Raw genomic sequence first — 25,401 nt, forward strand, 5'->3', positions numbered from 1 at the left:
AATTACATAAATATACAAATTGAAAGGAGGATAAAATGAAGAAAATAGGGAAAAAAACAAGTTTACTTTTTCTAAGTTTTCTAGTTTTAACAATGGTATTATCAGGATGTAAGATTAAAAGTAGTAAGACTAGTAGTGATAGTAATAAAGAAACACTTGTTGTTTCGATATTTGGATTTAATGAGGATTTATATAGAAGAAATGTTATGGAGCCATTTGAAAAAAAGCATAACGTAAAAATTGTTCTTGAATTAGGGAATAATGTAGATAGACTTAATAAACTAAAAATGAGAAATAGTAAAGTTGATGTAGCAGCTTTTACAGATTATTATGCAATGCAAGCTATAGAAGAAGGGCTATTTGAAAGAATAGATCATGAAAAGATTCCAAATATAAATAATCTTTATGATGTAGCTAAGACACCATTGGGAAAAGATTATGGACCTGCATATACTATAGGGAGTTTTGGTATAATTTATGATTCGGAAGATATAAAGGAACCAATAGAATCATGGGGAGATTTGTGGAGACCAGATCTAAAAGGGAAAATGTCTCTATCAAATATAACAACTACATCAGGTCCTATGATGTTATTAATAGCAGCTGAACAAGCAGGAGTAGATATTAAAAAGGATGAAGATAAAGCTTTTGAAAAAATGAAAGAGCTAAGTGAAAATGTTTTAAGGTTTGATGATAAATCTTCAGAAGCCATAAATGCAATGAGCCAGGGAAAAGTTAAAGTTATGGGAGGACATAGCTTTGAGTTTGAAAGTGTCAAAGAAACTGTCCCAACAGCAAAGTGGGTAGATCCAAAAGAAGGCTCATACGCAATAGTTAATACAATAAATATAGTAAAAGGGACAAAGAACAAAAAATTAGCTGAACAATTTATTAATTGGATAATTAGTGAGGAAGTACAAAAAGTTCAGGCTCTTGATAAAGTAGATTCTCCTACAAATAAGAATGTAAAATTAACTGATAAAGAGGCAGAAGAGCTTATTTATGGTGAAGAAACTATAGAGAAGTTAAAATCTGTGGATTGGACATATGTAAATAGTTCTTTAAAAAGATGGATTGAAAGATGGAATAAAGAGATATCAGATTAAAAATATAACTATAAATAACACCTAGTGTTACATTAGGTGTTATTTATAGTTATATTGAAAAGTTTAAAATTCATCCATAATAAAGAATTTAATTTTGTAAAAAATGAATTATTTGGCTGGAGAAATTCTCTGTATTTCTTAATAACATTATTTGAAAGATATAAAAATACTGGTAATATAAGATATGGATTGATAACTGAAGATATAATAGATAAAGGAGCTATTGTAACGACATATGCACATGATCATCATAATTTACTTGTAATTGGTAAGACTAAAAAGGAAGTTATAAAAATGAAGATAAAATAGTAAATTTATTTTATAAATTTTTTCAAACATTATTTATTTTAGTTGATTATATTGATTTAAAATGTACAATATATATATGACCAAATATTTTCAAGTATTAGACAATTTATTGACTATATATTATTATTTAAAGTAATATCTATATATAAATTGGTATAATCTCAAAATATTATTAACTGTATTATTTTAAAATAAATACAGATTGTACATAATTGAATGATACTTTAAACTAAAACTCTTTAATTCCTATAAGATACCTTCAAAGGAGTTGATACTTATGGATAATAAAGGCTACAAAAGTGAAACTAGAACGATTCCACTTATACCACTTAGAGGACTATCAATATTTCCTTATATGGTACTTCACTTTGATGTAGGAAGAGACAAGTCTATAAATGCATTAGAAGAAGCAATGGTTAATGACTCACTTGTATTCTTAAGCTCTCAGAAAGAAGCAAGTGTAGATATACCTGGACCGAATGATTTTTACCACATAGGAACTATATGCAAAATAAAACAAATGCTAAAGTTACCAGGGGATACTATAAGAGTTTTAGTTGAAGGGATAAATAGAGGAAAGATAAAAGATATCATCCAAGAAGAGCCATATTTTGAGGTTGAAATAGAAGAAATAGTATTTGAAGAAGAAATTAAGAAAGATCAAAAAACAGAAGCTCTTATGAGAATGATCTTAGAATCATTTGAAGAGTATGCGGGTGTTGGAAACAAAATATCTACAGATGTTCTTTTATCAGTTACGGAAATAAAAGAACCTGGAAGATTAGCAGATGTTATAGCTTCATATGTATATTTAAGTCCAGAAAATAAGCAGAAAATACTTGAAGCACTCCACCCTTACGAAAGGTTAGAAATTCTAGAAGTAATACTAAGACAAGAGATAGATATACTAAAACTAGAAGAAAAAATATCCCAGAGAGTAAAGAAGCAAATAAATAAGGTACAAAGAGAATACTATTTGAAAGAACAACTTAAAGCTATACAACACGAGCTGGGAGAAGATGAAGATATATTAGATGAGGTAGAGAAATACAAAGATAAAATAAATGAAATCGATATGCCAGAAGAAGTTAAAGAAAAGGCATTAAAAGAAGCGGACAGATTAATGAAAGTGTCAGCATCATCTGCGGAAGCTGGAGTTATAAGAAGTTACTTAGATTGGATTATAGAGCTTCCATGGGATAATGAAACAGAAGATACTGTAGATATTAAAAATTCTAGGAAGGTTTTAGACGAAGACCACTATGGACTTACAGATGTTAAAGAAAGAATACTAGAATTTTTGGCTATAAGAGAGCTAGCAGGAAGCTTAAAAGGACCTATATTATGTTTAGTAGGGCCACCAGGAGTAGGAAAAACTTCTATAGCGAGATCTATAGGAACTGCTTTAAATAGAAAATTTGTGAGGATGTCACTTGGTGGAGTTAGAGATGAAGCCGAAATTAGAGGACATAGAAGAACTTATGTAGGAGCTATACCAGGAAGAATAATATCTTCTATAAAGAAAGTGGGTTCGAAGAATCCTGTTTTCTTATTTGATGAAATAGATAAGCTAAGTGGTGACTTTAGAGGAGATCCTGCATCTGCTTTACTTGAAGTACTTGACCCTGAACAAAACTCTACATTTACAGATCACTTTTTAGAAGTACCTTTTGATCTATCAAAAGTTATGTTTATAACTACTGCTAATTCAACAAGTACAATACCAGGGCCATTACTAGATAGAATGGAAGTTATAAGAATATCAGGATATACGGAAGAAGAAAAGCTAGAAATAGCAAGTAGATACTTACTTCCAAAGCAGATGAAAGATCATGGATTAAAAGAAAAGAATCTTCAGCTATCTAATAATACTATTAGAGAAATTATAACTAAGTATACAAGAGAAGCTGGAGTAAGAAATCTTGAAAGAGAAATAGCAAACGTATGCAGAAAAACGGCTAAGAAAATAGTAGAAGAAAAAGTTTCTTCAGTTAGAATAAATAGCACTAATTTACAGAAATACTTAGGAATACCTAGGTTCAGTTATGATGTTATAAATGAAGAACATCAAGTGGGTATAGCTAGAGGACTTGCTTGGACTACTGTTGGAGGAGATACATTATCAATAGAAGTCACTCCTATGAAAGGAACAGGAAAGCTTCAGCTTACAGGAAAACTTGGAGATGTTATGAAAGAATCAGCAATGGCAGGTATAAGTTTCATAAGATCACGTGTAGAAGAGTTTAAGATAGAGGATAATTTCTACAAGGATAAAGATATACACATACATGTCCCAGAAGGTGCTATTCCTAAAGATGGACCGTCAGCAGGTATAACTATGGCTACAGCTGTTATATCGGCTCTTAGTAATATACCTGTAAGTAGAAATGTTGCAATGACAGGAGAAATAACATTAAGAGGTAGAGTTCTTCCTGTAGGAGGAATAAAGGAAAAAGTATTGGCAGCTCATAGAGCAGGAATAACAAAAGTATTATTACCTTGGGATAATAAAAAAGATATTGAAGAAATTCCAGATAAAGTTAGAAGAAAAATTGAATTTGTATTTGTAAAGACTATGGATGAGGTACTAGATCATGCATTAGTAAAAGAGGATGGTAGTAACTAATGAAAATTAAGAAGGCAGAGCTTATAATAACAGCGGCATTTCAATCTCAGTATCCACCTGAGGGAAAACTTGAGATTGCATTTGCTGGAAGATCTAATGTCGGAAAATCATCACTTATAAACAGGCTTGTGAACAGAAATGGATTAGCTAGAACAAGTGGTCAGCCTGGAAAAACACAAACCTTAAACTTCTATAATATAAATGACGATTTTAGATTAGTTGATTTACCAGGATATGGTTATGCTAAAGTGTCAATGAAAGAAAGAGAAAAATGGGCAAAGATGATAGAAGTTTATCTTAAGAATAGAAAAAGTCTTATAGAAGTTATACTTCTTGTAGACATACGCCATGAGCCTGGTGAACATGATAAAATGATGTATGAATGGATAAAGTCTTGTGGATTTAATGGAATAGTTATAGCAACAAAAGCAGATAAAATATCTAGAGGAAACTGGGCAAAGCATATATCAGTTATTCAAAAAAAGCTAGGTGTAGAAGATAAAGACTTTATAATACCATTTTCAGCATCTAAAAAATTTAACGTAGATGAAGTATGGGATACTATAGAACAGCTTCTAGAAATAAATAGTCAATATATAGATGAAATGCAAGAAGATACAGAGAAATAAATATGTATATGTAATTAAAAAATGAAATAGAAAATAGAATAGATAAGGAGACTGTATAAATTATACAGTCTCCTTTATGCATTATAAGCTATATTTATTATTCTTCAGGCACAAATACGCTTTTATCTAATCCACACACAGGACATACCCAATCTTCTGGTATATCTTCGAAAGCAGTTCCTGGTTCTACTCCGTTATCTGGATCTCCTTCTGCTGGGTCATATACGTATCCACAAGGTTCGCAAACATATTTTTGCATAAAATCAACTCCTATCATACTTACTTTTTTATTATATTATATATTAATCATATCCATAAATTGATAAATTAATCATTTAAATGTAAAATATCAAATATTTAAAATATAATAAAAATGTTAAGATTAGTAATAATACTAATGGGTAGAATAAAATATAATAAAAAAATTAGCGAGATAGGAAGGGATTGAATTGATATTTGAAACGAATGTAGAAATTAAAAGTGACTTAATGGAGGTAAGAAAAACTTTAAACGATATAATTGATCAAATTAGCAATATCTTAAATGATGAACTTTTAATATTTGATATAAAACTTATATTAAATGAACTAGTTATAAATAGTGTAGTCCATGGTAATAAACTAGATGCTGATAAAAAAGTTAATTTAAAATTAAAAGTAAGTAATGACTGCATAAAGATAGAGGTACTTGATGAAGGTACAGGATTTAGCTATGACAAAGAACAATATGATCCTATGGACTTGAAATGTAGCGGTAGAGGATTAGTATTAGTTGATGGACTTACCGATAAGCTTTCTATAAACAACAATAAGGTGTCTATAGTTAAATACATTTAGATTAAGTTAGATAAAAATGTGAAATTTATAAGATATCATTTAAGAAAATAGAAGGTACTATTTTCTTAAATGATATCTTATTTTATGTTTAAGTGAACTACTTCCACTTATAGAAGCCATACATTATACACATCTTTAGAAATATTTTGGTAATTAAAGATAAGGTAAAACCTTCTTTTGTACATTGATAACTAAATATAATAATATGCATATGATAACAATACTAAATAAATATTTATGAGGTATCATATGAATACTAATAATTGGATACTAAGAGAATTTAATGATGCACCATTTGCAGATGATAGACTTAATAAGAGGTTAATTAAAATTGCAAATTCTTTCTATGAAAGTCCTCAAACTTCAATACCTTAGGCATGTAAAACCTATGCTGAAACGCAAACAACATACATATTCTTTAGTAATGAAAATATTAAAGCGGGGGCAATAATTATGGGTCATAAAGAGCAAGCGATTGAACATATGAAGAAACACGAAACTGTCTTAGCAATACAAGACACTACTACTTTAGATTATAAAAATCATCCTGCAACCAAAGGCTTAGGTGTATGCAGCAATACAGAGCATGATCTTGGTCTATTAAATAATACAATACTTGTTGTAACAGTAGAGGGTGTTCCTCTATGTGTAAATTAAATTAATTTTAGTTTTATTATTGACTTTAATAATATTTAATGTATACTTAATATTATTAAAGATAATATGAAAAGAGGGTTCAAATGGAAATTGATAAAATACCACAATGGATACTTGGTTTAGAACAGGAAGATATAGGATTTCTAAAAAACTTTATATTAAAATCTGGTTCATTAAAAGAAATTGCAAAACTATATGATGTATCTTATCCAACTGTGCGCTTGAGATTGGATAAGCTTATTCAAAAAATTGAACTAAATGATAAGCAAGAGGACGAACCATTCGAAACATTTATTAAAGGCTTGGCGGTTGATTCAAAGATTGATATTGAAGCTGCCAAAATAATCATCCACAAATATCAAGAAAGATTGAAAGGAGAATAATTATGACAAACTTAGCTACTATTATTATTGCATTTGTAATTGCCGCTGTTGTTCTGATCGTACACAATTCATTAAGTAAACATAAAAATTGGCTTTTAGGGGGTATTATACCATTATTATCTATAATATTTTCAGTTGGGGTATTTTATTTCCTAAAGTTAACACCTAGTTCAAAAAATATTTTTCCATTTTTTATATTTGTAACACTACAATTAAGTACATGGGTAGAAGGACGAAGAAAGTATAAAAAAGAACAGGAAGCTGAGTTAAAAAAAATGAAGAGTAAAGATTTGTAAATATATATTTGTATTGCTTATATTTGAGACAAAATTTATAGTATTTTGTTATCTATAGTTGTTATACTTTAGATGTCCTAGAGTTCTTAAGATGAGTTTAGGAGTCAATTAAAATACTTGTTAGGAGGGATACTATGTCACCTTATAAAAGTGATAAAATTTTATATGGAAGTCCTAATAAAACATTTCCAATAGAAGATGTAAAAGAAGCCGTAGAAAATTTAGAAATAATATTAGGACTTAATCGTAAACCGGTTGGAGTAAAGTTAATATTTTCTAAAGAAGAGTATGATAAATTAAAAGAAGAAGAAATAAAAGGTAAGACTTCTTATTGTGTTATGATTGAAAAAGCTACTAGAGAATTTTCATTTAAGTCAAGATATGAAAATCATAACTGTGATGGAGGAACTACGGCATTGGCTTTGGAGCCTAGTACGGAAAGAATAGAATCTGGGGAAGAATACTTTTCATACAATCTATATTCAACAAATGCAACAGCTCATAGAATGAGAAAATCAATAAAAAGTCTTCATCGTTGTGAATTTTCAACTTATGGATTACTTACAAAACCTCTAGATAAATTTGATATAGTACCAGATGTAGTTATAATTATAGCTAATCCTTATCAAGTAATGAGACTAACTCAAGGATATGTATATCATTTAGGTATAAAACCAGAGTTAGACTATGGAGCTATGCAAGCTATATGTTCAGAAAGTACAGTAGTACCTTATTTAACTGGAAGTATGAATATTTCAACTTTATGTCCAAGTACAAGAATGTTAGCAAAATGGAAAGATGAGGAAATGGCTGCAGGTATACCATACGAGAAATTTTTAAGTACAGTTGAAGGGGTAATAGCTACTATAAACACAACTGATATGAAAAAGAAAAAAGAGGACATTATTAGCAAGTTTAAAGAAAAAGGTAAAAATATAGATTTAACTTTAGATAATGATTATGAAGTATAACAAAGTAATACAGAATATATTAAATAGCTTAGTGAACGACTTATATTAGATTAGAAAAATAAGTTGTTTATTAAGCTATTTTTTAATATGAAATATAAATAGGAGCTTGGACATATATTTAATTTGTAACTAAAATAACGTTTACTTAAATAAAAAAAGATTATACAATAAATGTAATTAAAACCAATATAAACATAAAGGGGGATTTTTATGAAAAAAAGAATATCAATAATCATTTCTATGGCAATGCTGTTAACTATCTTATTACCTATAGGTACTTTTGCACAAATGGATCAAAATCTACAAAATGCTATTAAAAAAGCAAAGTCGTTACTTAATATTAGCAATGAGTATGAAAACTTTGAATATGCTATAGAAAAAGTAGGGGACAAAGTATATTATAACTTAAACTGGAGTGACCAAGAATTAGGATATGTAAGTGTTAGTATTGATTCTAATGGAACGATTGACCATTATGGTAAACATGAATATCATGAAGACAGAGTTGGTAAGTTACCGTTAGTTAGCGAAGACAAAGGATTAAAAATATCTAAAGATTTTATAAAAAAGATAAATCCTAAAATAGAAGGAAAGGTGGAGTATAAGGGAAGTATCTCTGACTCATATGATGGGTCAACAAACTATTACTTTACATATGCGAGAACTGAAAACAATATTCCTTACTACGGAAATCAAGTTACAGTATCAGTTGATACTAATACTGGAGAAGTTAGAAGTTATATTCAATACTGGGATGAAAAAATTAAATTTTCTAGTCCAAATAAAATAATATCGAGTGCAGAAGCTGAGAAAGCATTCAAAGAGAATGAAAATATAGAATTATTATATAATTTTTATCGAAATAAGGGAAAATTAAGTCCACGATTAATATATAGTATTAGTGACAGCAAATTAATAGATGCAGAAACAGGAAAACCGTTAAATGACGTAATAGGCGGACAAGGGTCATACAGTAAGAGTGGAGGATTTGATTCTTCTGGAATACTTTATGGACTAGATTCAGAAGTTCTATATTTAAGTCCTGAAGAACAAAAAAATATAGATGAGTTGAAGAATATAATAAGTGATAAGGAAGCTGAAAATGTAGCTAGAAAATTATGCAATATTTCTAATAAGTATGAACTAAAATCTTCTAGATTAAGTTCAAATGAAGCTAAAGATAACTATAATTGGATGTTAGAATTTTATGGCAAAAATCAAAATGATGATTTTATAAGCGTAGCTATAGATGCAAAGACTAAAGAATTAAAAAGACTATCAAAGTACTCATTTGTAGATAATAAAAAAGATGTAGCTTATAGTAAAGAAAAAGCACTTAAAAAAGCAAAAGACTTTATAAGTTCAGTAAGCTCAGAGAAATTTAAACAAACAGAGCTCATAGATTCGGAAGACCCTATTTTGACAATCCAATCAGGAGAAGATAAAAATTACTATTTTACATTTGCAAGAAAATATAATGGAATCAAGGTGTCTAATAATGGATTTACAATAGCTATAAGTGGAGTAACAGGAGATGTGGAGTCATATGGGTATAACTGGTATGAAGAAAAATTACCATCTTCAGATAATGTTACTTCTAAAGAGAAAGCTTTGGATAATATTTTAAGTGAAATAAAACTAGAGCTACAATATGTTACAGATATAAAAGATGATATAGATAAAGAAAAGGTGGCTAAATTAGTATACGGGTTAGAACCTAATAAATTTATAGATGTAGATGCAACTACAGGAGCATTGATAGATTTTGAAGGTAAACCTTATAAAGATAAAAAAGAAACAAAAACATATAAAGATATTAATAATAGCAAGTTTAAAGAAATAATAGAAAAGTTAGCTAAATACGGTGTATATCTTCCAGGAGAAGAGTTTAAGGGTAATGAAGAAGTAACTCAAAAAGATTTTTTATATCTATTAGCTAAGTCTAAAGGATATAGCTATATAGACTATGAAAACACAGATGAATTATATCAACATTTAATAAATGAAAGAATAATAAAGAAAAACGAAAAAAACCGGAGGATAAAGTAACTAGGCAAGAGGCTACTAAATTCATAGTTAGAGCTTTAAGATATGATAAAGGAGCAGATTTAAAAGATATATATAAGCTAGATTTTAAAGATGCAGATAAAATATCGCCGGAATTAAGAGGATATGTAGCTATAGCACAAGGTTTAGGGATAATAAGTGGAAATAACGGAAACTTTAATCCAACAGATAATCTTACAAGAGAGCAAGGAATTATAGTAGTATATAACATGTTAAACTTGCAAGAGTAATTTGAAATGGGAAAAGATTAGATAATAATAATTATCTAATCTTTTTTGTTTTTGCATAAAGAAAACCACTTGCTAGTGAGATAAACTCTATTTATTAGACACAGAAAATAATTATTTGTCATAGAATTTTGTAAGTTTATACAAGCTAACATCGTTTTTTATAAGATATCAGCCAAGTTTTAAAATACTAAAAATTTTTCTATACAAACATTATTAAGTAGATTACCTGATTTCTACATTGATGTATCATATGCTTTACTTAGGTTGAAATACAGTTCAAATGTTTATTGAAAACTAGAGTGCCAGGCTTATTAGTGATTTCTTTCCAGCTTAATTATTTCCATAACAAGATTAATGATTTATTCATTGCTTACTTCATATGTAGTAACAAAAGTATCATATAAGTCTTTTATTTCAGATAAATATAATCTACCTCGATTTGTAATCCATTCTAAAGTTAGTCTAAAACTGGAGTAAGCTCATTCTTCTATTCAAGAAGGTCTAGTGATTTTTTAGAAATTCATTTTCTACTTTATTTATAATATTCTTTTATTCATATGTCTGTATAGAGATCAAGTTTACTTTTACGTCTAGTTTATTACATAACTTATAAGATAAAATGTAAAATTAACTAATAAAAGAAAGGATTTTATATAGTAAAGTATCTGTAAATAATATTGAAAATTAATTGGACATATGATACTATTTAAGTAAATAATTACCAAATATGTAAAAAATAAATAGCTATTAAACTTTTCAATTCAATGATTTTTGTTTATAAATTTAAACTGGTATTGACAGTTCTGCTCCTTATTTTTCTATCTCTTGAGTTTTACTTTATTATGAAATGATTATAATACCGAGAATTTAGAAAAAGGAGTATTTATAGAACTTAGCAAAACTTAAAATTTATAAAGGAGGTTTTTATGAATTACATAATTCAACCAAAGCTAGTATATGTAAAGGGCTTATGCTATACATGTACAAAATGTGGCTTCAAATGTGAAGGAATGTTTCAATGTACTTGTGACATTCTTGTATAGTATAGACAAAGGAGGATGTGTATGCGCTTTATAAAAAAAATACAGTTGAAGAGGGTATTTGGCTATTGTATTGGAAATAATTGTGGAACTCAGTGTTTTAAAGATCGTACGAAAGATTAATATATTAAGGAGGTAAGAATATATGGAATATATTATTAAAGCATTAGATTATACGACAAATGGATATTGTTATGGATGTTTTAAACAAGATCAAAACAAATGTACTAAACAATGTTTTGATAAAGGTTAATAATTATTAAAGGAGGTGAGAATCTATGAAATATATTATTAAAGCATTAGATTATACGACAAATGGATACTGTTATGGATGTTTTAAACAAGATCAAAACAAATGTACTAAGCAGTGTTTTGATAAAGGTTAGTAATTATTAAAGGAGAGATGAAGGTGAAATTCTTAGTAAGAGCAAAAAAAATCAATATAGGTTCATATTGTTATGGTTGTTGGAAAGATTGTGGAGTAGTATGTGGTTTCCACTGTTTACAAGTTTGCTTAGAAAAGAATTCAGATACCAAAGGAGATGAATAAAAATGAAATATATTGTAAATGCTGAAAGCACATATAAAGAAAGTTATTGTTATATTTGTGGTGGTCAATGCCAGAATGTCTGTGGAACTCAATGTTTCAAAGATCGTACTAAGAACTAGAAGAAGGAGCAATTATGAACTTTATTGAAGAATCCCTAGAAAGTCATAAGGGGACTTACTGTTGTAATTGTGAACTTCAAGGTATTAACTACTGCAAAAATCAATGTTTTAATAAGGAGTAGAAATGAGAATAATTATTAAACCAACTTACTTATGTAATCAAGGATTCTGTATTTGTATAGGCGTCTGTGATAAATGTGGCTCTCAATGTATTGGACGAAATAGCAGGTAAATATATAAAGAGGATTTACATTTTGTAAATCCTCTTAAATTAGGAGGAGCTAATGAATATTAAATTTGAGATGCAAAATGATCTGCTAGTTAAGGAGATTTGGACAAGTTGGTTTAAAAATAAAATTGGTCAATTACAATATTATTTTAATGTGTCTGAAAAAATTATTATTACTGATAGAATAAGTCGTGAGGACTATGAACAGATACCTAAATGGGCAGTTGCCTTTACCCATGAACAGACAGTATTTCTTTTAAATCCATATGAATGGATAAAACGTTATAGGATAGACATGATTGTAATTCATGAAATAGTTCATGCTATAACAAACAAGCTTGAGATAAAATTACCTCTTATTTTGTTTGAGGGTATGGCAGTCTACTTTGCTGATCAACTCGACTCCATAGAGCTTTGTGATGAAGATATAGATGGACTATCATCAACTAAAGTTCAGTTAATGGATTATAGTAGTCCTAATTTTTACGATGTAAGTGGCTATTTGTTTCAAAAGTTAGTTAAAAAAATTGGAATAAAGAATGTTATTGAGTACATAAGATCAGGAGACTTTAAAATATTATTTGACTACTGGGATAATGAGGTGAGGTTATGAGAGTTCGTGAAGCTAAAAAAGAAGATTCACGTGAGCTGACAAAGCTGTGGAAGTTGCTTTCAAAAGACCATTTTCAAAAAGAGATGTATTGCGAACAAAATCCAAATTTAGATGATATAGAGGATAATTACATACAAGTGCTTGATAATAAAGATACTTTTATCTATGTTGCAGAGGAAAATAATCAACTATTTGGATTTGCAGAATTAGTTATGAAAGAACCAAGTGATGATTTTTATTCTGAGTGTTACACTTATATACTGCATGCATTTGTCAAAGAAGAGCAACGAAGTTTCCCAACACTCATAAAACTATATAGAGCCTGCGAGAAAAAGACTAAAGAACTAGGGATTAGATATATGATGACAGATATATATGATCACAATCCAAGAGTACAAAAGCTTATTAGATACTTAGGAATGAAGGAATACAGAAGAAGGTTTATTCGTTCCATTGAGGAGTCAATATGATATGATGAAGACACTTAAAAGATTTTTAAAAATAACTAAACCATTTATACACTTACAGATTATTGGATTTTTAATTACAGTATTCTATTCAGTTGCATACTTTGCAGCTCCAATTGCATCACGTTATATGATTGATATCGTTTTACCTAGTAAATCATTTGTACTTCTTAAATCAGGGATTATTATTTTTTTTATAGTATGTATTTTACAACCATTATTTGGTTTTTTTAGAAACATACTTTTTTTATCAATGAGTGAGAAAATATCCAATTATTTAAAATGTGATTTATATCAATCATTGATGAAAACAAATATGGATTTTTTTATTAACAATAAAAAAGGGGCAATTATATCTCGAATTATGAATGATAGTGATAATATTAGTGACTTTATTACGAGTTTTTTTGTAGTAGTATTAAAGAATATTATATTAATAATACTAATTTCATGTGCAATGTTTTATTTATCTCCGTTAATTACCTTAAGTGTATTTTCTATAAGTGTAATAACGCTTGTTTTATTAACATATCTAAGTAAGGGTATACAAAGTATTGCCCGTACTACATTTGAAAAAAAAGATGAACTTAATACAATACTTACTCAATCTCTAGATTCAATGGAAACGATAAAAGCTTACTTGATGGAGTCTCATTTCGTTAATGGGTTTATGGGAATATCATCACAGATTGAAAGGATCAATATTAGGCTTGGAAAAAGAAAGCAGTTTCTAAGTATTGGAGTTGAGGGTTTAATTGTTACTTGTACGATGTTTATTTATGGAGTTGGGTTTTATCAGGTAATGAATCAACAGATAACTCTTGGAAGTGTAGTTTCACTTGGTCTTTATTTTCAAATGATAGTGCCGGCAATTATGGAGCTAGCAAACAATAACTTTAGAATTCAGCAGATTATTCCAAGTCTTGATCGAATTGAAGAATATGAAACTTTACCAGTTGAAGAACAGGGAGATATATGGATTGATGAGTTTTCTACAATACAAGTTGAAGATATGAGGTTTGGTTATGATGATAGTAATATAGTAATAGACAATTTAAATATGACATTAAAAAGAGGAGAGATGGTAGCTATAATCGGAGATAATGGATGTGGCAAAAGTACATTGACTAAACTTTTACTAGGATTACACAGGGCTAAATCAGGAAAGGTGAAATATGAAAATGAATGCGTAGAAGATATATCTTTAAAAAGTATTCGAAATAAAGTATCTTATGTTCCCCAAAATGCTAGCTTATTGACTATGAGTGTAATAGATAACATAAAATGTGGATTAAACAGAATACAAGATAATGAAATAATAGAATTAAGTAAGAAAATGGGCTTTTATGAATCAATTTTAGAACTAGAAAATGGATTTGAAACAGTAATAAATGAATCTACAAACGTTTCTGGTGGTCAAAAACAAAAGATCGCTTTGATTAGAGCGATGGTACGTAATCCAAATGCTATTATTTTAGATGAGCCTACTGCTGCTTTAGATCAAGAAAGTGTACGTGCTCTTTTAAAATACCTGAAGCTAGAATCTAAGGATAAAATTATTGCTATTATTACGCATAACAGGGAAGTCATTGAAATTTGCGATAAAGTTTTTAATCTAAGTTATGCTAGCAGCATAAACTAATTGATTTTTTAGAAGCTATTAGAAATTAGTTTCTATAAAAAACAGTTTGAAAATTCTAATAAAACATTAAAGGAGAAAGATTTTATGAATTATATTGTTGAACCAATTTATCGACTAGGTAAAAAGGAAGTTGAAGAAGGATTATGTTACAAGTGTAAACAGTGTGATTTTCAATGTGTTGGGGAAGTTATTTGCAGATATTAGATTATGAAGAAAGGGGTTATAAAAATGAAAAAATCAAAATATAATAAAATTTGGACTATGGATAACGGTGTAAAAATTGCATTTAATTCGATGAGTTGTGCATTAGCGGAAATTGATGATTCATTTATGGAAATTTATAATAATATTGAGAATATATCAGTATCACAGCTAGATGAAGACAAAAAACAGCTTCTAAATCAAATGGAAGAAGGACATTATATCATTGATGATGAGCTTGATGAATTAAAACAAATCAAATTTAGACACTATAAAGGGAAATATGAAAATAATGGTCTTGGTCTGACTATTGCTCCTACACTAGCTTGTAACTTCAAATGTCCATATTGCTATGAAACCCCAGATCCTAAAATTATGAATGAAAGTGTACAAAATGCTATTATAAATATGGTAGATGAGTCTATGAAACGTTCTGATAGTTTAGACATTACATGGTATGGAGGCGAGCCTCTTTTAGCTAAAGATATTATCTGGTCTTTATCTAAGCGTATGATAGAAGTCTGTAAATCTCATGATGCTAACTATAGTGCTTATATGGTATCTAACGGATACTTATTTAAAGACTTTAAGGATGAGGACTTTGATAAATTGATAGAGTATAAAATTACAGCTATGCAAATTACTTTAGATGGTCCGCCAGAAGTACATAATAAAAGACGTATTCTTCACAATGATGGAGAAACATTTGATATTATTTTGAATAGTATCAAAAGGTTAAAAGCTAAAGGTATAAATGTAAACCTTCGAATAAATATTGATAAAACAAATATTGATACAGTATCAAAGCTTTTAGATATTTTAGTTGAAAATGATTTAAGAGATATGTCGGTTTCTTTTGGACAAGTTACTGCTTACACAGAAGTGTGTAGTTCAATTTCAGGTAATTGTTTGAATACAAAAGAGTATGCAGAATGGAATTTAGAATTTCAAAAAGCACTAATAGACAGAGGATTTTCAGCTACGCGCTATCCTTACTATCCTGGAATTAAGGCAAATTATTGTTGCGCAGATCAAATTAATGCTTTTGTTGTTGATCCAAATGGATTTATGTATAAATGCTGGAATAATGTAGGGATACATGGTGAGGCAGTAGGAAATGTTAAAGAAATATTTGATGAAGATATATCAATTAAATATATGATTAACCATGCTAAATGGCTAACTAATACACCTTTTGAAAAACAGAATTGTAATGGTTGTTTTTTATTACCAATTTGTATGGGAGGATGTCCTCATGTAAGCTTAGAAAAGAATAGTCATGACTGTGAAAAATGGATCTATAATCTAGATAAAATTTTAGAGTATACATATGATATAAAGTCAGAAGAAGTAGTTGAGGAAATAGCTGAGGAAGTATGTTTATAATAGTTAGATTTTAAAAACTATTTAGGAATACTTTGAATATAGAATCTTAGTTAAGAATATACTAAAACTATATAGAGTTGACATATTGAAATATAGATTTAGAGTTGAATAAATATAAAAAATTGATTTTCTATTTAAAATATTTAATGAAGTAATTGATGTACCTTGTTAAAAAATAACTTTGAATTCATTTAAGATGACAAAAGAGGTGTTGTAATGATCAGAAAAGAGATTGCTTCAATATCATTGTTAACTTTTATCTTGATTTTGATAACTGGTTGCTATAATTTTAATTCAACTAAGTTATTAAAAAATTCTGTTGAACAAAAGGAACAAGTGAATAGAGTATATAGGGCGTCTGGTATTAATCAGATTTTTATAGACAATTATGCTGGTGATATAAGTATTGAAAAATCTGACAATATAAATGAAGTTCAGGTTAAAATTAATCGAGTGGTGAGAGGATACGAAGCAGAAGCAGTTAAAGAAGCTAAGGATAAAATTGACTTTGATTCTACAACTAGTGGAGATAAGTTGATTTTAAAAACCAAAAGTCATAAAGTTCTAAATTCAAAGGTTCATTCTTTAAATAATGATTTTCACTTTGTTATTCCATCAACTATTGATAATTTAGAAATTAGAAATAATACAGGTGATGTTCTAGTGACCGGAGATTTTGGTAAAGTTGTTGTGAATAATAACGTCGGTGATGTAAAATTGATAGGAGCTACTAATCTATATGATGCTAAAGTTGACACTGGAGATATTAAACTTGATGGAGTTGTAAAAAAAGGAAATATTTCTAGTAGCGTTGGTGACGTTAGAATGAATTTGAAAAAGGCCTATATGGACGGAAGTATCACATTTAAAACAGATATTTCTGAGATTGTGATTAGTCTACCTAAAGATACAAAAGTCCAGACAAATCAAAAACCTTCAATTAATAAGCAATTTGAAAATATAAAGATATCAGATGAAGGTATGAATTTAAAGTTTAAATGTTCTGATATGACAAATATATATGTAAAAAATTTAGAGTAAATAAAAATATTTTATAATAGTAGATATAAAATAAATGAAATAATATGTAAATACTTAATAAAAAATGCATTGTATTTATTTAAAATAGAATAAATACAATGCATTTTTTATTAAGTAAAAACAAAATGCTACTAATTTCTGATAGAATAAAGTATAAAATAAGTTTTATTACATTACATATATTAAATATGCCAGACTAAAAATTAAGAGGGGGATAAAATTTGAAATTCATATTAGTAAGGCACGGGGAAACAGAAGCTAATGCAAACAAGATTTTTAGTGGTTGGACTGACTTCCCTTTAACGCCTAATGGAATAAAACAAGCTGAGAAGCTGGGAGAAGAATTAAAAAAATATGATATAGATGTAATATATTCTAGTCCATTACCAAGAGCATTAAAAACAGCAGAATATATATCAAAAGCTATAAAAAAAGAAATAATAACTACAGAATGTGTTAAAGAAATAAACTTTGGATTATTTGAGGGTAAAACAGGAGAACAAATTAAAAAAGAACATGAAAGCGATTGGAACTCTTGGAATGAAGACTATGTTAATTTTAGGCTTCCTGAAGGAGAAAATCTTGTAGATGTATTTAATAGAATCAAGGTTTTTATAGATAATCTTAAAGACGGAGAAAAAAACTGTGTTATAGTATCTCATTCTGCAGTTATACAAATTATAATTACATATTTGCTAGACTTAGAGCTAAACAAAATATGGCATTTTCAATGTAGAAATGGTTCTTATGTAGAAATTGATTATGAGAATGATTTTGGATTTATTAAAAAACTAATGCCTATTGACATTTAATGTCATATTCGTTGACAAAAACTTTCAGAAAAAATATAATGAACTTAACTTATAAAATTTAATAATTTTAAGGTATTTATATAAATAAAAGGGAAAGAGGTGAAAGTCCTCTACAGCCCCCGCTACTGTAAGCAGTGATGAAGTCTCTAATTACCACTGGGAAACTGGGAAGGTGAGATAGTAAAGTGATCTGCAAGTCAGGAGACCTGCCTTAAAATAGAGAGTATTACTTCGGAGGGAAGTATGTAAACTTTAGTGTAAAACTATAGAACACATAATCTTCTTATGTGTTTTTTTATTTTATGTACATTTCTTTAATTTTCTTTCCAAATAAAGTAATATTCCCTTATAATTGCATATGATACTAGTTTTATAAAAGGATAATTATAGTTGAGACATATAATATTTATATGTACTTTAAGTCAATCATAAATTTGGCTTAATTAATATTATATCTACGTTGTGTAATTATATATTTATATCTAATAGCTAGGTAACGGTATAGATATTCGAAAGATAAAAGTTAAAGAGGAGGAGTAATTATTGGCTAAGAGTATAATGTTTCAAGGTACTTCATCATGTGTAGGTAAGAGTATACTTACTACTGCACTATGTAGAATATTAAAAAATGAAGGAATAAAGGTGACTCCTTTTAAATCTCAAAATATGACTAGAAATGCTGTTAATATAGGTGGTAATAAAAGGATAGCTGGATCGCAAGTTGTCCAGGCAGAAGCTGCCAAGATAGAGCCTATGTCAGAGATGAATCCAATATTATTAATGCCTAATAGTGACGTAGGATGTGATGTAGTTATAAATGGAGAATTACATAGAGGTATGGTTGCATCAGAATATCAAGAAAAGAAAAAAGAATTTAAAAACTTAGTAAAAGAGTCTTACAATAAGTTAGACTCTATATTTGATGTAATAGTTATAGAAGGAGCTGGAAGTCCTGCTGAAATAAACTTAAGAGAAAATGATTTAGTAAATATGGGATTAGCTGAACTTGTAAATGCATCAGTTATCTTAATAGGGGATATAGACAGAGGAGGAGTATTTGCTTCTTTATATGGAACAGTAATGCTAATGAGTGAGGAAGAAAGAAAAAGAGTAAAAGGATTCATAGTAAATAAGTTTAGGGGAGATATCGAAATACTAAAGCCAGGATTAAAAATGATGGAAGATTTAATAGATAGACCATGTCTTGGTGTTATTCCATATACTAAGTTAAACATAGAAGAAGAAGATAGTCTCGTAGATGGCAAAAGATCAGAAAAGATAGAAGATGATGATTTAAGAGATAAAGAATATGATAGACTAGCAGATGTAGTTAAAAGTAATCTAAACTTAGAAGCTATAAAGAAAATAATGGGGATGTAGACTTAAATGAACGGAATTTCAATGTTGATAATAGCAGTTATATTAGATTTTATATTAGGTGATCCTCAAAATTTTCCTCATCCTATAAGATTTGTAGGTTTTATTATAAGAAAATATGAAAAGCTGATTAGAAGTTTAGGAATGAATTTAAAGCTAGGAGGCTTTATATTAACAGGATTAACTATAATAACAACTACAGCTATAATAACTTTAATACTTTGGATAGGAAAATCCATAAATCCTGTAGTTAAAACTATTTTATCTATATACCTTATATATACTTCTTTAGCATCTAAATGTTTACATAAAGAGACTAAAAAAGTCTATGATAAAGCTGTGGAAGTAGATATAGAAGAAAGTAGAAAAATGCTTTCTTATTTAGTAGGAAGAGATACTAAGAGTCTTAATATGGATGAGATTATAAGAGGAGCCGTAGAAACAGTAGCAGAAAATACTATAGATGGAGTATTAGCTCCTTTGTTTTATATAGGTATAGGAACATATTTTGGAATTCCAGTACATATTGCATACGTATATAAAGCTATAAATACACTTGATTCTATGGTTGGATATACTAATGAAAAATATAAAGACATAGGATTTGCATCAGCAAAGCTTGATGACATGGCTAATTATTTACCAGCTAGACTTGGAAGTATTTTAATGGTAGTTAGTGGAGTATTTTTCAAATATGATGTTCTAAATGGATTTAAAGTTCTATTTAGAGATAGAAGAAATCATAAAAGTCCTAACTGTGGATATCCAGAATCAGCAGTTGCAGGTCTTTTAAATATCCAGCTAGGTGGAACTAATACTTATTTTGGAGAAAAAATATATAAGCCAACTATAGGTGATGAAGTTAATAAGCTAGAGCCTAAGCATATAATTGATACTATAAAAGTAATGTACGGATCAGAAATACTTACGGTAGCCTTAATTATATGTTTATTAAAGTTAATATAATAAATTAATTCTTTTAGTTAGTTAATTTTCTATATTAAGTTAATGAACTTTAAATTTTAAAGTCTTTAAGAAAAAAGTATAGTATAGTACTTTATACTATTGAGATGTAATTATCATAATAGGTGTTAAATTAGTATGTATTTAAAATTTTGATTGATTATTTAAATGAACTGGAGGAAAAGTTTTGAATAAGCATGGGGGATATTTTGGAGATAACGACTATAAAGTTATAGATTTTAGTGTTAATATTAATCCTTTAGGAGTACCAGGAAGTCTAATAGATGAGTTACAAAATAGTTTGAGAGATCTAGTAAGATATCCGGAAATAGATGGAGATACAGGAAAAGAAGTTATTGCATCTAAAATAGGAGTGAAAAAAGATAACATAGTAGTAGGGAATGGAGCTACTGAACTAATTTACTTATTTTCAAAAACATTTTTACCTAAAAAAACTCTTATAGTCCAACCTACTTTTACAGAGTATAGTAGAGCGTTAAAATTAAATGGAAGTGAAGTATATAGCTTTGATACGGATGAAAAACAGAGTTTTGAAATAAACATAGACAAGCTAGTAGCAGCTATCGATAATATAAATCCAAATTTAGTAGTAATGTGTAATCCTAATAATCCTACAGGTGTATTTACTCATAAAGAGGATATAAAACCTGTATTAGATAAAATAAAGGCTGCTGGAGGATATTTATTTGTAGATGAGTCTTTTATAGACTTTACTAATGAAGAGAACTATATATCTTTTGTAAAAGGATATCCCATATTTCTATTAAGATCTATGACTAAAACATATGGAATACCAGGACTTAGACTAGGGTATGGAATAGGAAATAAGGACATAATATCAGAAATGAATAAAAAGAAAGAACCTTGGACTATAAATAGCCTAGCTTTAAAAGCAATACCAATTCTTTTAGAAGATCAAGAATATATACATGAGACTTTTCAATGGTACAATAAAGAAAAAGAATTCTTAAAAAATGAACTTGATAAAATAGATTATATAAAAACATATAAAAGTTATGGAAACTTTTTTCTATGTAGGCTTTTAAATGAAAATGCTGATTCTATTAAAGACTATCTTTTAGACAAAGGGATATATATAAGAACATGTGAAGACTTTTTAGGACTTGATAGTTCATATATAAGATTAGCTATTAGAGAACGGGATGAAAACTCATTGCTAATTAAATACTTAAAAAATAAGTAAACTTAAGAGGAGCAAACTATGAATACAATAATTTCTGTAGCTGATTTAAGTTTTAAGTATAATAATGATGAAATCTTAAAAAATATTAATTTTGAAATAGAAAAAGGTAGCTTTATAAGTATACTTGGTCCTAATGGATCAGGAAAAACAACACTACTTAAGAATATTTGCAATTTATTGGAGCCTTACAATGGAAGTATATTTATAGATAATGAAGATATAAAAGATATAAAATATAAAGAGCTAGCAAAAGAGATGGCAGTAGTTCATCAAAATGATGATTTAGATTTTGACTTTAGCGTATATGATATTGTAGCTATGGGAAGATATCCGTATCTTAAAAGATTTCAAAAAGAAAGTAGTCATGATTTTGATATAATTAAAAAGGCCATGATAGATACAGAAGTTTGGAATCTAAAAGACAAGAATATAAAAGAAATAAGTGGAGGAGAAGCTCAAAGAGTTATGGTAGCAAGAGCGCTCACTCAACAACCTGAAATACTTATACTAGACGAACCTATATCACATTTAGATATAAAACATCAAATAGGAATACTAAGCTTATGTAAAAAGCTAAATAGAGAAAATAATATAACTATATTAATGACTATACATGATATTAACTTAGCCGGAAAATATAGTGATCATATTATACTTATCAATAACGGTAAAATAGAAAGTATAGATACTCCTAAAAATGTACTAACTGAAGAAAATATAGAAAAAGTATATGGTGTAGAGGTAGAAATAATAAATATGGGATCAGATAAAGTTCCATATATAGTGCCATTGGCAATATAGTTATGAAGGAGGGTAGATATGAGTAAGGTTATACTTATAACTGGTGGTGCAAGAAGTGGAAAGAGTACGCTAGGAGAAAATAAAGCTAAAGAACTAGGAAAAAATATAGTCTATATAGCCACGTCTATAGCGTTTGATGATGGAATGAAAGATAGAATAAAAAAACATAAAGAATCTAGACCAAGTCATTGGGCAACTATTGAGAAATATAAAGATTTTAGTAATATAGTAGAAGACGAAGCCTTTTTACAAAGCGATTTGATCTTATTAGATTGTATGACACTCATGATTTCTAATTTACTCTTAGAAAGCAATATAGATTTTGATAACTGTAAAATAGAAGAAATAGATAATATAGAAAAAAAGATATTTGAAGAAGTTAATACATTATTAGAAGTTATTAATAAATATAATAAAAATATTATTATAGTAACAAATGAAGTTGGAATGGGAATAGTACCATCATATAAGCTTGGATCTATATTCAGAGATATAGCAGGAAGAATAAATCAGTATTTAGCTAGTAAAGCAGAAGAAGTTTATATTACTATTTCAGGAATACCTATGAAAATTAAGTGAGGTAAAATATGAGAAGTTTATTACTTATGATTGTCTTTTTAACTAGGATACCAATAAAGTATCCATATGAATATAAAGAAGAAGACTTTGTAAAAGGAATAAAGTTACTTCCAATTGTAGGAATGATAATCGGTTTAGTTATGTATATACCAACTATGTTGGACAAGTATATAGATAAGCCTATAATTATTTTACTAGTGTGGCTTACATATATTTGGATAACGGGAGGATTGCATTTAGACGGACTTACAGATACTTTTGATGGTATATTTAGTAATAGAGATAGAGAAAGAATGCTAGAAATAATGAAAGATAGTCGTATAGGAACCTTTGGCGTCATTGGATTATTATTTGTATTATTTTGCAATATAGTAGTGAGTTATTATTTAGGATATAAGGTTTTTATATTAGTACCTATAATAGGAAGAAGTGCTGCTTTGATATCATGTTCAATAAGTAGATATGCTAGAAATGAAGATGGTATGGGAACTATATTTATAGAAAACTGTGGACTAAAAGAGAGTATATTTGGTTTGATATTCACACTAATAGTATCATATATCGTTTTTGATGTTAAGGTATTGACTATACTACTTATTACATATTTACTTGTAGTTTTGACTACTAAATACATAAAAACAAAGATAGGAGGAATGACAGGAGATACTATAGGGTTTGTCATAGAAGTATCTCAAAGTATATTTATTATAGCCTTTTATCTTTATAGTAAAATAGTTTAGATTATATAGAAATTTAGATCATTTCATATGAGGTTGAAAAGACCTTTAAAGCTTGAGTAAACTTGTTTCATTGGAGATATTGACAAAGAAGCTCTTACTTCCATAAATGGAGGTAGTTCACGTAACAAATTATATTAAGGAGAATGAATTATGAATTCAAAAAATATAGAGGCAAAAAAAACTACTGTTAAATTAGTTTATACTAGCATGCTAATAGCAATTTCATTAGTTGGTTCTTTAATAAAGATACAAGGTAGTATAGCACTTGATTCTATGGCTGGATTTTTTTCAGCGCTATTTTTAGGTCCGGTATATGGCTTATTAACTGCAAGTATAGGACATATATTGACTGCAGTTACAAGTGGATTTCCATTAACACTCCCTATTCATATAATAGTGACGGTACAAATGGGATTATTTGCATATATATTTGGAGTAGCATATAGAAAGTCTAATGGTATTATTGCTTCTATAATTGCTATTATATTAAATGGAGTGGTATCAGTATTAATGTTAGTACCTGTTACCATATGGCTAAAGCTTCCCTTAAATGGATGGCCATTTTTTTACACTATGGTTGGGCCATTATCATTATCTTCAGGTGTAAATGTTATTTTAGCCTATGCTGTCTATAAGATTATAGGGAATAAGTTTTAAATAAGGTGACGAGATGAAAATAACTAGACATAGGGATTTAACTTTAATAGATATAAATAATGATCAATTCTTAGTAATATCATGTGATTCTTCTGGCGGGATAGGAAATAAAGAAAATGATGTAGTTAAAGTTTCACCGGAGATTGTAGGATATTATACAACTCAAGTTGCACTTATGGAAATACTCGCATTCGGAGCAAAACCTATTACAATTGTGGATACTCTATCTGTAGAAATGAGTAATACAGGTGAAAAAATAATAAATGGAATAAAACAAGTATTAGAGCCACTAAATTTTGATATATCTAATTTGGTAACAGGAAGTACAGAAGAAAATATTCCAGTTAGTCAAACTGGAATGGGGATAACTATAATAGGAATTGTGGATAAAAACAAATGGAGAAAGCCTTATACACAGGCTGGATTACTTTCAGTAGTGGTAGGATTACCTAAAGTAGGAGATGAAGTAATAGCTGATAAGAATAAAACTATAATGAGCGTTTCAAAACTCTTAGAATTAAAAGAAAAAGAATATATAAAAGAGATACTTCCAGTTGGATCAAGAGGAATACTGTATGAACTAGAACAAATGGCGAAAACTAACAATATTAATTTCGAGCTAGAAAACGAGACTAATATTGACCTTAAAAAGTCTGGGGGACCATCAACTTGTGTAATTATATCTATAGAGGAAAGTAAATATGAAGAATTTAAGAAGAGTTTTTCTATACCAGTAAATAAGATAGGAAGATTTATATAGTATTAATTTATACATAATAATTAGATAGTTAAACTACTTATATCCTAGAACGATGAATCAAACCCTGTTATTATATAAAATTAAAAATA

General features: G+C 28.4%; 29 protein-coding genes and 1 riboswitch. Of the genes, 28 read left to right on the plus strand and 1 reads right to left on the minus strand.

Annotation, left to right across the window (positions count from 1 at the left end; translation table 11 throughout):
• Nucleotides 1-35 precede the first annotated feature (35 nt).
• The 4 genes from CLPU_RS11385 (at nucleotide 36) to yihA (ending at nucleotide 4,670) form a co-directional block, all read left to right on the plus strand.
• The gene (locus CLPU_RS11385) at nucleotides 36-1,106 is read left to right on the plus strand and encodes an ABC transporter substrate-binding protein (protein ID WP_050355789.1); all 1,071 of its coding nucleotides are present in this window, start codon (nucleotides 36-38) and stop codon (nucleotides 1,104-1,106) included.
• Between the two features lie 54 nt (nucleotides 1,107-1,160).
• Entirely contained in the window at nucleotides 1,161-1,415 is a 255-nt protein-coding gene (locus tag CLPU_RS11390; RefSeq protein ID WP_050355790.1) for an adenine deaminase C-terminal domain-containing protein, read from the plus strand.
• A 277-nt stretch (nucleotides 1,416-1,692) separates the two neighbouring features.
• Nucleotides 1,693-4,041, plus strand: a complete 2,349-nt coding sequence (gene lon, locus CLPU_RS11395; protein WP_050355791.1) for an endopeptidase La — start codon at nucleotides 1,693-1,695, stop codon at nucleotides 4,039-4,041.
• On the plus strand, nucleotides 4,041-4,670 hold the full coding sequence (yihA, locus tag CLPU_RS11400; protein WP_050355792.1) for a ribosome biogenesis GTP-binding protein YihA/YsxC: 630 nt from the start codon (nucleotides 4,041-4,043) through the stop codon (nucleotides 4,668-4,670). The genes lon and yihA overlap by 1 nt, the downstream gene beginning before the upstream one ends.
• A 97-nt stretch (nucleotides 4,671-4,767) precedes the next feature.
• On the opposite strand, the gene rd is transcribed toward yihA, so the two are convergent.
• Nucleotides 4,768-4,929, minus strand: a complete 162-nt coding sequence (rd, locus tag CLPU_RS11405) for a rubredoxin (protein ID WP_050355793.1) — start codon at nucleotides 4,927-4,929, stop codon at nucleotides 4,768-4,770.
• Between the two features lie 190 nt (nucleotides 4,930-5,119).
• Here rd and CLPU_RS11410 point away from each other — a divergent pair, with 190 nt between their 5' ends.
• From CLPU_RS11410 to CLPU_RS11505, 24 genes are all read left to right on the plus strand, one after another.
• Nucleotides 5,120-5,506: an ATP-binding protein gene (locus CLPU_RS11410; RefSeq protein WP_050355794.1), complete on the plus strand. Its 387-nt coding sequence runs from the start codon at nucleotides 5,120-5,122 to the stop codon at nucleotides 5,504-5,506.
• Nucleotides 5,507-5,755: 249 nt separating this feature from the next.
• Nucleotides 5,756-5,881 carry an IS4/Tn5 family transposase DNA-binding protein gene (locus tag CLPU_RS16735; RefSeq protein ID WP_157857728.1) on the plus strand — a complete coding sequence of 42 codons (126 nt, stop codon included), beginning with the start codon at nucleotides 5,756-5,758 and terminating at the stop codon, nucleotides 5,879-5,881.
• Nucleotides 5,882-5,959: 78 nt separating this feature from the next.
• Nucleotides 5,960-6,163, plus strand: coding sequence for a hypothetical protein (locus tag CLPU_RS17290; RefSeq protein WP_050355795.1), 204 nt, complete (start codon nucleotides 5,960-5,962; stop codon nucleotides 6,161-6,163).
• A gap of 83 nt (nucleotides 6,164-6,246) precedes the next feature.
• On the plus strand, nucleotides 6,247-6,546 hold the full coding sequence (locus tag CLPU_RS11420) for a DUF2089 family protein (protein WP_050355796.1): 300 nt from the start codon (nucleotides 6,247-6,249) through the stop codon (nucleotides 6,544-6,546).
• A 2-nt stretch (nucleotides 6,547-6,548) separates the two neighbouring features.
• Entirely contained in the window at nucleotides 6,549-6,842 is a 294-nt protein-coding gene (locus CLPU_RS11425) for a hypothetical protein (RefSeq protein ID WP_050355797.1), read from the plus strand.
• Nucleotides 6,843-6,976: 134 nt separating this feature from the next.
• Nucleotides 6,977-7,813, plus strand: a complete 837-nt coding sequence (locus CLPU_RS11430; RefSeq protein ID WP_050355798.1) for a DUF169 domain-containing protein — start codon at nucleotides 6,977-6,979, stop codon at nucleotides 7,811-7,813.
• A 210-nt stretch (nucleotides 7,814-8,023) separates the two neighbouring features.
• Complete coding sequence (locus CLPU_RS11435) at nucleotides 8,024-9,862, plus strand: YcdB/YcdC domain-containing protein (protein WP_050355799.1); 1,839 nt, start codon at nucleotides 8,024-8,026, stop codon at nucleotides 9,860-9,862.
• Between the two features lie 68 nt (nucleotides 9,863-9,930).
• Nucleotides 9,931-10,110: an S-layer homology domain-containing protein gene (locus CLPU_RS18270; RefSeq protein WP_422717878.1), complete on the plus strand. Its 180-nt coding sequence runs from the start codon at nucleotides 9,931-9,933 to the stop codon at nucleotides 10,108-10,110.
• 1,449 nt (nucleotides 10,111-11,559) lie between these two features.
• Nucleotides 11,560-11,700: a hypothetical protein gene (locus tag CLPU_RS17295; protein ID WP_157857729.1), complete on the plus strand. Its 141-nt coding sequence runs from the start codon at nucleotides 11,560-11,562 to the stop codon at nucleotides 11,698-11,700.
• 2 nt (nucleotides 11,701-11,702) lie between these two features.
• Entirely contained in the window at nucleotides 11,703-11,819 is a 117-nt protein-coding gene (locus CLPU_RS18275) for a Clo7bot family Cys-rich peptide (RefSeq protein ID WP_115840413.1), read from the plus strand.
• Nucleotides 11,820-12,103: 284 nt separating this feature from the next.
• Nucleotides 12,104-12,661, plus strand: coding sequence for a hypothetical protein (locus tag CLPU_RS11440; RefSeq protein WP_050355800.1), 558 nt, complete (start codon nucleotides 12,104-12,106; stop codon nucleotides 12,659-12,661).
• The gene (locus CLPU_RS11445) at nucleotides 12,658-13,131 is read left to right on the plus strand and encodes a GNAT family N-acetyltransferase (protein WP_050355801.1); all 474 of its coding nucleotides are present in this window, start codon (nucleotides 12,658-12,660) and stop codon (nucleotides 13,129-13,131) included. Before CLPU_RS11440 ends, CLPU_RS11445 begins: the two co-directional genes overlap by 4 nt.
• A 1-nt stretch (nucleotide 13,132) precedes the next feature.
• Nucleotides 13,133-14,770, plus strand: coding sequence for an ABC transporter ATP-binding protein (locus CLPU_RS11450; protein WP_050355802.1), 1,638 nt, complete (start codon nucleotides 13,133-13,135; stop codon nucleotides 14,768-14,770).
• Between the two features lie 228 nt (nucleotides 14,771-14,998).
• Nucleotides 14,999-16,357 carry a radical SAM/SPASM domain Clo7bot peptide maturase gene (gene ctpM / locus CLPU_RS11455; RefSeq protein WP_050355803.1) on the plus strand — a complete coding sequence of 453 codons (1,359 nt, stop codon included), beginning with the start codon at nucleotides 14,999-15,001 and terminating at the stop codon, nucleotides 16,355-16,357.
• A 216-nt stretch (nucleotides 16,358-16,573) separates the two neighbouring features.
• Nucleotides 16,574-17,398 carry a DUF4097 family beta strand repeat-containing protein gene (locus CLPU_RS11460; protein WP_050355804.1) on the plus strand — a complete coding sequence of 275 codons (825 nt, stop codon included), beginning with the start codon at nucleotides 16,574-16,576 and terminating at the stop codon, nucleotides 17,396-17,398.
• 221 nt (nucleotides 17,399-17,619) lie between these two features.
• Complete coding sequence (locus tag CLPU_RS11465) at nucleotides 17,620-18,210, plus strand: histidine phosphatase family protein (RefSeq protein ID WP_050355805.1); 591 nt, start codon at nucleotides 17,620-17,622, stop codon at nucleotides 18,208-18,210.
• Between the two features lie 53 nt (nucleotides 18,211-18,263).
• Nucleotides 18,264-18,438: riboswitch (cobalamin riboswitch) on the plus strand.
• 315 nt (nucleotides 18,439-18,753) lie between these two features.
• Nucleotides 18,754-19,590, plus strand: coding sequence for a cobyric acid synthase (locus CLPU_RS11470; protein ID WP_097677566.1), 837 nt, complete (start codon nucleotides 18,754-18,756; stop codon nucleotides 19,588-19,590).
• Between the two features lie 6 nt (nucleotides 19,591-19,596).
• Nucleotides 19,597-20,553 carry an adenosylcobinamide-phosphate synthase CbiB gene (gene cbiB, locus CLPU_RS11475; RefSeq protein ID WP_050355806.1) on the plus strand — a complete coding sequence of 319 codons (957 nt, stop codon included), beginning with the start codon at nucleotides 19,597-19,599 and terminating at the stop codon, nucleotides 20,551-20,553.
• A gap of 184 nt (nucleotides 20,554-20,737) precedes the next feature.
• Nucleotides 20,738-21,775 (plus strand): threonine-phosphate decarboxylase CobD, encoded by a 1,038-nt coding sequence (gene cobD / locus CLPU_RS11480; RefSeq protein ID WP_050355807.1) that lies wholly within the window; start codon nucleotides 20,738-20,740, stop codon nucleotides 21,773-21,775.
• Nucleotides 21,776-21,793: 18 nt separating this feature from the next.
• Nucleotides 21,794-22,576, plus strand: a complete 783-nt coding sequence (locus CLPU_RS11485; RefSeq protein ID WP_050355808.1) for an ABC transporter ATP-binding protein — start codon at nucleotides 21,794-21,796, stop codon at nucleotides 22,574-22,576.
• Between the two features lie 18 nt (nucleotides 22,577-22,594).
• A complete protein-coding gene (gene cobU, locus CLPU_RS11490; RefSeq protein WP_050355809.1) occupies nucleotides 22,595-23,155 on the plus strand; it encodes a bifunctional adenosylcobinamide kinase/adenosylcobinamide-phosphate guanylyltransferase in 561 nt (186 codons plus the stop codon).
• A gap of 8 nt (nucleotides 23,156-23,163) precedes the next feature.
• Nucleotides 23,164-23,895 (plus strand): adenosylcobinamide-GDP ribazoletransferase, encoded by a 732-nt coding sequence (gene cobS / locus CLPU_RS11495; RefSeq protein ID WP_050355810.1) that lies wholly within the window; start codon nucleotides 23,164-23,166, stop codon nucleotides 23,893-23,895.
• Nucleotides 23,896-24,045: 150 nt separating this feature from the next.
• On the plus strand, nucleotides 24,046-24,552 hold the full coding sequence (locus CLPU_RS11500) for an ECF transporter S component (protein ID WP_050355811.1): 507 nt from the start codon (nucleotides 24,046-24,048) through the stop codon (nucleotides 24,550-24,552).
• 13 nt (nucleotides 24,553-24,565) lie between these two features.
• Nucleotides 24,566-25,312, plus strand: a complete 747-nt coding sequence (locus CLPU_RS11505; protein ID WP_050355812.1) for an AIR synthase related protein — start codon at nucleotides 24,566-24,568, stop codon at nucleotides 25,310-25,312.
• Nucleotides 25,313-25,401 lie beyond the last annotated feature (89 nt).

Origin of the sequence: Gottschalkia purinilytica, assembly GCF_001190785.1 — a bacterium.
GTDB lineage: Bacteria > Bacillota > Clostridia > Tissierellales > Gottschalkiaceae > Gottschalkia_A > Gottschalkia_A purinilytica.